At 42.6% G+C, this 9,589-nt stretch carries 6 protein-coding genes and 1 pseudogene (1 of these 7 cut by a window edge); 4 read left to right on the top strand and 3 right to left on the bottom strand.

Annotated features, from left to right (window positions below; genetic code table 11):
• Positions 1-35 (top strand): annotated as a pseudogene (gene topA, locus P5674_RS07215) (type I DNA topoisomerase) (it extends 2,728 nt beyond the left edge of the window).
• Between the two features lie 115 nt (positions 36-150).
• Positions 151-432 carry a hypothetical protein gene (locus P5674_RS07210; RefSeq protein ID WP_286167398.1) on the top strand — a complete coding sequence of 94 codons (282 nt, stop codon included), beginning with the start codon at positions 151-153 and terminating at the stop codon, positions 430-432.
• A gap of 406 nt (positions 433-838) precedes the next feature.
• Here the strand turns inward: P5674_RS07210 and P5674_RS07205 are convergent, their stop codons facing one another.
• The 3 genes from P5674_RS07205 to P5674_RS07195 all read right to left on the bottom strand — a co-directional run bounded on the left by P5674_RS07205 (position 839) and on the right by P5674_RS07195 (position 3,708).
• Entirely contained in the window at positions 839-2,131 is a 1,293-nt protein-coding gene (locus P5674_RS07205) for a M16 family metallopeptidase (RefSeq protein ID WP_006619327.1), read from the bottom strand.
• A 103-nt stretch (positions 2,132-2,234) separates the two neighbouring features.
• Positions 2,235-3,041 (bottom strand): ABC transporter permease, encoded by an 807-nt coding sequence (locus tag P5674_RS07200; RefSeq protein WP_006619326.1) that lies wholly within the window; start codon positions 3,039-3,041, stop codon positions 2,235-2,237.
• Positions 3,031-3,708, bottom strand: a complete 678-nt coding sequence (locus tag P5674_RS07195; RefSeq protein WP_006619325.1) for an ABC transporter ATP-binding protein — start codon at positions 3,706-3,708, stop codon at positions 3,031-3,033. The genes P5674_RS07200 and P5674_RS07195 overlap by 11 nt, the downstream gene beginning before the upstream one ends.
• Positions 3,709-3,908: 200 nt before the next feature.
• Between P5674_RS07195 and P5674_RS07190 the strand changes: the two genes are divergently transcribed.
• Entirely contained in the window at positions 3,909-6,923 is a 3,015-nt protein-coding gene (locus P5674_RS07190; protein ID WP_315669898.1) for an EAL domain-containing protein, read from the top strand.
• A complete protein-coding gene (locus P5674_RS07185; protein ID WP_315669897.1) occupies positions 6,907-9,141 on the top strand; it encodes an FUSC family protein in 2,235 nt (744 codons plus the stop codon). Before P5674_RS07190 ends, P5674_RS07185 begins: the two co-directional genes overlap by 17 nt.
• Positions 9,142-9,589 lie beyond the last annotated feature (448 nt).

Raw genomic sequence — 9,589 nt, 5'->3', positions numbered from 1 at the left:
CCAAAAAGTCCAGCACTAAGGGCGAAACGGAATAGGTTTTGACATCCCGGAATGGGCTGATATAATGGGAGAATGGGCGGGTTGTATCGACTGGCGATCGCAAATAGAGATGCTCTGGAAACTCGCCCCTAACCCTGTGAGTTCATGGGAATGGGGATTATTATGTGGAAATATATCATCACGGCCTTAGTGGCTTTGGAATTGGTCTTGCTGAGTTCGTTTTGGTCTCCGGCTGCGGCGACGATTAATGATACAGAATCCTATATTTGGGATTATGCCTATAGCGGTAGTAGTCAATTTGTCTGTAAACAGGTGATTTTTCACCCGATAGGGGAACCTGTAACGGCTCATGAATCACTCACCCAACCGGCTATACTACGATCGCATATTGTTGACAGCAGCCACTGTAAAAGCGTCAGTAAACCCAGTTAAATAGACCGTCTCAAATCGGAAACCATCAATTAAGGGGTCGATTCAGGTTGACCCCACAGGGTGATTTGTTGCCTGACCCAAAAATAAGTTTGGCTAATTGATACGGCTCAAATATATGGGATTTTTCAAAGACTGTTAAGATTTGATACGTTTTTGGTGATCAAAAGTGGCAACAAGTTGACGAGATTATCGGGGTTGTGGTAGCATTGAGGAAACCGATACCAAGGGCTTATTGTGTCTTTATGCAAAAATAAAGGGTGAAACCCTGATTATATGGCGATTAAAGTGATTTTTTGACGAAAATCTGAAGCTGGCGATACACGAGTTTTGAGGGTGAATGAGGATCTCTGTTTTTATACCTATTGACAAAATGGTGAGTTTGTGTAGTAGTATGGCGGAGAGTATGTTAGTGGGAGTGGGAAAATGGGCTGACGATCGCCTCTGGACCGACTAAGACGAGGTAAGGTTGACCGAAGTATTTTTGAGATATGGCTTGGACTTGTGGAACTGTGACGGAAGCGACATCAATTTGAAATTGCTGGTCGAAGTCAATGCCCAATTCCAGGGTTTCATACCATCCGTAAATTTGGGCGAGTTGGCTGTTAGTTTGCTTTCCGAGGGCATATTGTCCTAGGAGCTTATTTTTAGCGACCTGGAGTTCTTCTTCTGTGAGGGTGGTGGTGGTGAGTCGTTCTACTTCGGTGCGTAGTCCGTCAATAGCGATCGCGGTATTATTAGGAGCAGTTCCCATATACACTACAAATTGGGAAGCATCTAGGCGGGTGGGATAAAAAGCCGATACATCATAGGCTAGTCCGCGCTTTTCGCGTAATTCGACAAAGAGGCGACTGGATAGACCATTCCCCAGATAGGTGTTAATGACTTTGAGGGAGGCATAATCGTGATCATAGACGGAGGCGGCGAGGTATCCTAGCATAATGACAGATTGCTGGGTTTCCTGGGGTGCGATCGCCTGGTGAGGGTTGGAGATGATTTGTGGTAGTGTCAGTTTGGGGAGGGGAGTCCGGTCGGCTTTCCAGTCTCCAAAGGTTTTTTGTATGTGGCTTAGGGCTTTATCTAAGCTAATGCGTCCGGCTAGGGAAATAATCAGATTATCTGGGCGAAAATAGGTCTGATGAAATTCTTGTAGGTCGGCGCGGGTAATTTGGCTTACGGTTTCTTCAGTCCCGAGGGTGGAAATGGCATAGGGATGGTTTTGGTACATTCCCCGTCGCAGAAAGTCGAAAGCGATGGAAAATGGCTGTTCTTTGTGAGACCTAATACCTTGAATGGTGATGCGACGTTCGAGTTCTATTTCCGCTTCGGGAAAAGATGGGGCGCGCAAAAGTTGGGCGACTAACTCCAAAATATTCTCGAAGTCCCCAGAAACTGTTTTGACACCAACGAGGAAATAGTCGGAGGAGGTGTCGGCGCTAACTCTCGCCCCTACTGACTCGACTCTTTCGGCAATTTCTAGGGATGAGAGGTTTTCTGTCCCTTTGGTCATGACGGCGGCGAGGAGGTGAGAGAGTCCGGCTTGGTGTGGTGGCTCCCAACGGGTTCCGGTTCTCAAAAATAAACGGGTGGCGATAATGTCCGCCGCCGGGTTTTCGGTGACTAACAGGGTAATGCCGTTATCTAAAACATAGCGATGAACGTTCTGGGTGTCTGAGAATGATGGGGTTAGGGTTTGAGTCACGGCTGCCTATATGATGAAATGCGATCGCAGTTGATGCCAGGATCCTTTGTAACACAAAATTAGGATATTTCAGGAGTGGTGATAGTCGTTCCATGATAACAACTCAGTTTTTGGTGATGTGATGGAGGCGATCGCTTAGGAGTTGGTGACTGGGACTGAATAGGGCCCCCCAGGCTAGTATGACGACTCCGAGAGTTCCGAGGGCGCTCGCGGAAGCGATCGCAAACACAATTATAATCTGATAGCGTACAGCATCAAGGGGACTGGCTCCGGCTAAAATTTGACCAGTCATCATACCGGGTAAACTAACTACACCCATAACCATCATAGAGTTAATGATGGGTATCATCCCGGTTCGGACTGCGGTCTGAATTTGTTTATGGCTGGCTTCCCACCTGGTAGCACCTAGGGCGAGTAGGGTTTCAATGCCATTACGGTTACTGACGACTCCTTCCATAAACCTGTCTAAGCCTAAAGAAATTCCGTTTAATGTGTTTCCGAGGATCATTCCCAACAGAGGGATTAAATATTGGGGATTGTACCAAGGTTGTACTTGAATGATGCCGATGACTGATAGGTTGGTGATTAAAAAGGCTGATACTAATACTGACAGTAAACTCCGCCAATAGATTCCCGCAAAACGGCGCGATGTTCGGTTTACTGCTGATATTCCGGCTATGGCTGCCATTAATAGAGCGATCGCTAATACTACCCAGGGGTTATCCAGGGCGAATAACCATTCTAGGATATAGCCGACTAACAATAATTGTACTACGCACCGCAGTGATGCTATGGCGAGGGAGCGTTCTAAACCTAGGCGTAATTGGATGGATAGGGCGACGTTGATTATAATTAATAAAACTGATGCGCCTAGTTGTCCATAACTGAGGGAAAGGTAATTATCCGACATAGGGAGAAAGGATAAGTTGTTGGTTGGTCACTCGTTGAATTTGCTGGGGGTCGTGGCTAGTCCAAATGCAAGCACGTTGGGGGTTAGCAGACAGCCAGAAGGCGATCGCCTCTTCGACTTTGTGGGTGGTTTCTGGGTCTAAAGATGCTGTACATTCATCTAATAACAAAACCATTGGTTCTAGTTGTAGGGCTCGGATAATTGCCACAAGTTGACTTTCTCCCCCTGATAGGTTGGTGGCTGGTTGGTAGAGAAAATCAGGGTGGCGGTCAAAGGTTTCCAGTAGGTCTCGGACTTGGTGAGGGTCATAGCGACGGTGGGAGTTAATGGCGAGTTGATAGACTGCCTTTAGGTTGGCTTCTACACTACCCTCGAACATGATGGGGCGTTGATGTAGGTAAATGACTTGTGAGCGGTACAAGGGCAAATTCCAGGCGCTCAGGGGCCGATCTAAATATCTGATTTCTCCTTCATCTAGGGGGTCAAGGCAGGCGATCGCTCTCAATAATAAACTTTTTCCGGTTCCGGTGGCACCAACTAAGCCTAATTGTATGCCAGGTTCTAAGTTAAAGGATAAATCACGCCATAGCCACCTGGCTGCTTCCTCTGAACTTAGGGAGGGTTGTATTTTTTGACAGCCGATTTTGATGCCTTCGATAATTGCCATTGATTAACATCAACAAGGTAGTCTCTGGCTGTCTGTTGGGTTCAACAGATGTAACCAGAGGGAATAGATACTTACTGATTATTCCTGGGGATGGGGAAACTGTCAACTACTGCTCTATAAGCATAAGATTGGGCGGATTTTAGTATGGGGTTGCTACTATCTATTATATGATAGACTGAATTAAAATGAATCATCATAAAATGAATTTTGTCGCAGCGTTTAGTAGTTGCTTGATTATATCTATGTACTTAGGGGTAGATGCTGCACCAGTTAAAGGTACAGTCGATATAGTTCGGGTTGGTGTATACGAAAATAAACCCAAGGTTTTTATTGATGAAAATGGTAAACCTACCGGGTTCTGGGTAGATATACTGAAGTTTATGGCGAGGAGGGAAAATTGGCAGTTGCAGTATATCCCCTGTGAGTGGAATCAATGCTTAGAATTATTGGAGGAAGGACAGCTTGATTTAATGGTCGATGTGGCTCACTCGGAAGAACGCGATCGCCGTTTTGATTTTAACCAAGAAGTTGTCCTCGTAAGTTGGTCGGAGATTTATGGAAGACCGGGAATTTCTATTAACTCGATTATCGACTTACATCAAAAACAAGTAGCTGTATTAGCTGGTAGTATTCAACAGTCATTATTGATAGAAAAAGCCGAGGCTTTTGCCGTTCAACCGCAATTAGTGGAAGCCTCTAGTTTTCAGGAGATTTTTGAGCTAGTTGCCAATGGAGAAGTTGATGCGGGTGTGGTAAATCATCTCTATGGTTGGGAGGCTTCATCGGTCTATAATTTAGCGAGAACCCATATTTTAATTAACCCTTCTCGACTACATTTTGTCACGGCAAGAGGTGAAAATTATGCTATTTTAGCCGCCCTTGACCAGCAAATATTAGAGATGAAAAGGGATGCTAATTCTGCTTATTATCAAGCCTACAGACGCTGGCTACAACCACCGGCTAAATTTGGTAGGCAACAAATGAAGGAAATTTTAATCAATTTAGGGATATATACAACCATTGCTGGGGTAGTGGTTTTATTGGTGTGGAATCGTTTATTGGGTGTAGAAATTAAGCGCCGTAATCAAGTTGAAAAAGCCCTGATACAAAGTGAACAGCGTTTTCAAAAGATGGCGGCTAATGTACCGGGGGCAATTTTTCAATATGTGCTGCACCCAGACGGTTCTGATCAGGTTTTATATATGAGTGAAGGCTGTTATGAATTGTGGGAAGTTAGGGCGGACACTGTTGTTAAAGATGCTAAGATTTTGTGGGATATGGTGCATCCAGATGATCTAGAGTCAATGTATGAATCTGTACTGATTTCAGCTAATAATCTAGCCCCATGGTTTTGGCAATGGCGGATTACTACTCCTTCGGGAAAATTGAAATGGTTGCAATCAGCAGGACAGCCAGAACGCCATGATAATGGGGATATTATATGGGATACCCTAATTATGGATATTAGCGATCGCAAACAGATAGAAATCGCCTTAGCTGAAAGTGAAGAACGTCTGCGTTTAGTCACTGAAAATATGAGTGATTTAGTATGTTTACACGCCCCTGATAGCAGTTATTTATATGTGAATCCCTCTAGTGAAATATTGCTAGGATATACCCCAGAAGAACTGATTGGTAAAAAACCTACTGATATTTTCCAATCCCAGGAATTATATCAGGTATGTATGGAATATTCCCTCAGTATTTTACCGGGAATATCTCGTCCAATAATTTATCAAATCCGCAAAAAAAATGGAGAATATATCTGGTTGGAAACTCTCACCAAAGTAATTTTAGATAACCAGGGAGAGGTGAGACATTTACAGAGTGCATCTAGGGATGTTAGCGATCGCATTAAAGCAGAAGAACAGTTAAAATATGATGCTCTTCACGATAGTTTAACCGGACTCCCTAACCGTACCCACCTAATGGCACAGCTAGATATGGCTTTAAAACGAGCCCAAAATAATGAAAATTTGCAGTTAGCTATCCTGTTTTTAGACTTAGATAATTTTAAGGTTGTCAATGATAGTTTAGGTCATTTAATTGGTGATAAAATGCTGTCATTAGTGGCAAAAATCATCAAAAACTTTGTCAGAGATACTGATTTATTGGCGCACCTAGGAGGGGATGAATTTGTGATTGTCTTAGAATATTTAGAGGTGATACATGAAGCAATACGGGTAGCCGAGCGAATTTTAGAAAGTCTGCGGACATCACCTTTACAAATAGGTGAAAGAGAGGTATTTGTTAATAGTAGTATTGGCATAGTAGCGCGAACAAACCGCCACGAAAAAGCCGAAGATTTACTCAGGGATGCCGATTTAGCCATGTATCGAGCCAAACATGAAGGACGAGGGAGATATGCCATATTTGACCCCTTGATGCACTTCCACGCTGTACAACAAATGCACCTAGAGAATGACCTACGAAAAGCCATAAAAAACAATGAGTTAGTTTTATATTATCAACCTATTGTTAATATCAAAACTCAGAAGATTCAGGGATTAGAAGCACTGGTGCGTTGGCAGCATCCCGAAAGGGGTCTTTTATCCCCTGGTCACTTTATTGAAATTGCGGAAAACACGGGTTTAATTATACCTATAGGTAAATGGTTATTACACAAGGCTTGTCAACAATTAGAAGAGTGGAAAAATCAATTTCCCAGTCATTGTTTAAAAATGAGTGTCAACCTTTCAGTTAAACAATTAGAAGGTTTTTTACTAGAACAACTTGACGAAGTGTTAAATAGTTATAATCTGAACCATAATAGTTTAGTTATGGAAATTACCGAGAGTATGTTGGTAGCGAATGTTCAAAAAACCTGTGATTTACTCAGCCAAATTCAAGCCAAAGGTATTGGTTTAAGTATTGATGACTTTGGGACTGGTTATTCTTCCCTTAGTTATTTGCACCAATTACCTGTTAATAGTCTCAAAATTGACCGTTCTTTTGTGAGTCCAGAAAATTTGAGTGACCGCCACCAGGTGATTGCCAAATCAATTATAGCTTTAAGTAAATTACTGAAACTTCATGTAATTGCTGAAGGTGTGGAAACACCGGAACAATTCTACTGGTTAAAAAAACTCGGTTGTGAAGCCGCCCAAGGTTATTTATTTTCTCGACCTGTTCCGGCTAGTGAAATCACGGAGTTATTATCTCAACAATTCTTGTGTATTCCTGAGAGTAAATATTCGGATGAATTTAGCAAATAATCACCTGTTTAATTTTTTGTTGCAATTTGAAAAGACCATCGAAGCATACCGAGGTATTCGCGCAGGTATAGCTTTAGCGGTTCCTTTGGTAATCGGTCGGTTAATGGGTTATCCAGAGACGGGATTTTATATAGGTTTAACGGGGGTATTTTTTATTTTGGGTGCGGTGGGTGGTCCTTATAAAATTCGGGCTAAAACAGCGATCGCCACCCTGTTAGCAGGTCTTTTAGCTATAGGTTTGGGAACTTTGATATCCCATATTATTTGGCTAAAATTACTGATAACTTTTTTATGGATGTTTGGGGTAGGATATGCTGCGGTTTATGGACATCCTGGGGTAATGACGGGAATTGTCGCGGGGATTTTATTTCTGTTTACTATTCATACTCCCCCAGGAGATATCATAGTCGCGGGAGAAAGGATGTTTATTGCTTTGGTGGGAGGAATTTGGGCGATCGCTTTATGGTTCATTTTTTGGCCCCTACAACCTTATCTCCCCCTCAAAAAAGCCATAGCTGATTGTTATGCGGCGATCGCTGATTATATACAAGTAGTTTTAAATAATTCTACCAGTCTATCTGTCTCGGAATTACAGCAGGTTAAAGGATGGCGAGAAAAACTACAATTAGCTAAGGATGCTTTAGTCATCAACCGCCAAGGTCGCCGAGGTACTTCCGAAATCGGACAAGCGGCAGTGATTTTGATTCAAGATATTGAATACTTGATGACGGCTATCTCTACCTTAATTAAGTTATCCGGTATTCATCGAGACCAGCCGGAAAATATGACCGTTAAAATCTTGTTAAATGAGGCTTTTAAAGAAATAGTTGTTAATCTGGAAAATCTAGTCCAGACAATCCGCAATCAACCCGCTCAAGTTAACTGTGACCGCCTTAAACAAATTACCCAAGCCTTGGATGAACAACAATCTTTTCAACGTCAAACTATTGGTAATCAGGTAGATGCTTATGTGAGTTTAATTGCTCTAGTCCGGTTGATAGAAGTGCTAAATAGATTGATTTCTCTACTGGAAAGAACCTTTTTAGTTGTACAGGAAATGAAACCCACTACCATTGGGGGAGAAAATAACTCGGAATTGTCAGAAATAACTATATTGTTGGAAAAACTTGAGCAACCTTGGTTTCAACCTCTGTTAGATAACTTCAGTTTCGATTCTGCTATCTTCCGTCATGGACTCCGACTGGCTATTGCTACATCGGTAGCTGTGGCGATCGCTACTATTGAATCTATCCCCAGAGGCTTCTGGATTAGCTTAACTGTCTTATTGGTTTTACAGCATGATTTTGGTAGCACATTTCGCCGTTTTTTTCAAAGAATTTTAGGGACAGTTTTAGGCGCGTTAATCACTCCGGTTTTAACTGTGTTTATTTACACCCAAGCTGGCTTAGAAGCCATTGCTATTATGTCGGTTTCCGTGGCTTTTTCTTTGCTCAGGTTTAACTATGGAGTCGCCGTTTTTTTCATTACTGTATATGCTGTGACTCTCGAACACAGCCTAACTTTTGAGAATGCTTGGGTCGCGACTCTGCGAGTAATTGCTACTTTAATTGGTTCGGGATTAGCTTTTATGGCGGCATTCTTTCTATTTCGCGATCGCCAGGAACAACAATTCTGGAGACTAGCCACTGATGCTATTAGTTGTAGTCGGGATTATTTCCATATAGTCATCAATTCTTACTTATCTAATAATCAATCTGCTGATTATCATGCTATCAGTAAACAACGTCATCAGAATAGACTCGCTCAATTTAACGCCCAAATTTCTCTACAAAAACTGATTGATGACCCGCAAACTTCCCAACTCCAAATTGAAATAGCTTTAACTCTAATGACTAACCTAACTCGGTTCAGTCGATCTATCACTGTTTTAATTGACCAATTAAATGATTTTAGTGGTACAGACCCTCACCCAGCATTAACAACCTTTGTTAGTCGCATTGATTTGGGGTTGTCACAGTTGGAAACTTCCCTAAAATATCAAAGTCCCCTCCCCCCTATTCCCGATACAGTTACGCCATCGCAAGAGTTTCAGGTTTACCTCAAGGGTCTACCACAAAAACGCTTAGTTGAATTTGCTAACCAGGAAGATGAAACCCCCACCCGTCAAGTTTTACTAGACTATAGTATTTTGGGTTTAGAAATAGAGGATATTGCAGATTATCTACAGGGTATATATCAAGCAGTTGCTCAACTTTAATGGCGATCGCGCGTAGCCATGGGAGGGGTTGACATAGTTATATTCTCCAGCCAGGTATCAGAAACTATTCCCGATACACTTACACCATCGTAATAGTTTCAGGTTGACCTCAAGGGTCTACCACAAAAACCCTTCCCCCTATTCCCGATACACTTACACCATCGTAATAGTTTCAGGTTGACCTCAAGGGTCTACCACAAAAACCCTTCCCCCTATTCCCGATACACTTACACCATCGTAATAGTTTCAGGTTGACCTCAAGGGTCTACCACAAAAACCCTTCCCCCTATTCCCGATACACTTACACCATCGTAATAGTTTCAGGTTGACCTCAAGGGTCTACCACAAAAACCCTTCCCCCTATTCCCGATACACTTACACCATCGTAATAGTTTCAGGTTGACCTCAAGGGTCTACCACAAAAACCCTTCCCCCTATTCCCGATACA

It is taken from the genome of Limnospira sp. PMC 289.06 (assembly GCF_032350395.1).
GTDB classification, from domain to species: Bacteria; Cyanobacteriota; Cyanobacteriia; order Cyanobacteriales; family Microcoleaceae; genus Limnospira; species Limnospira platensis.
This window is presented reverse-complemented; position numbering and strand designations above follow the sequence as displayed.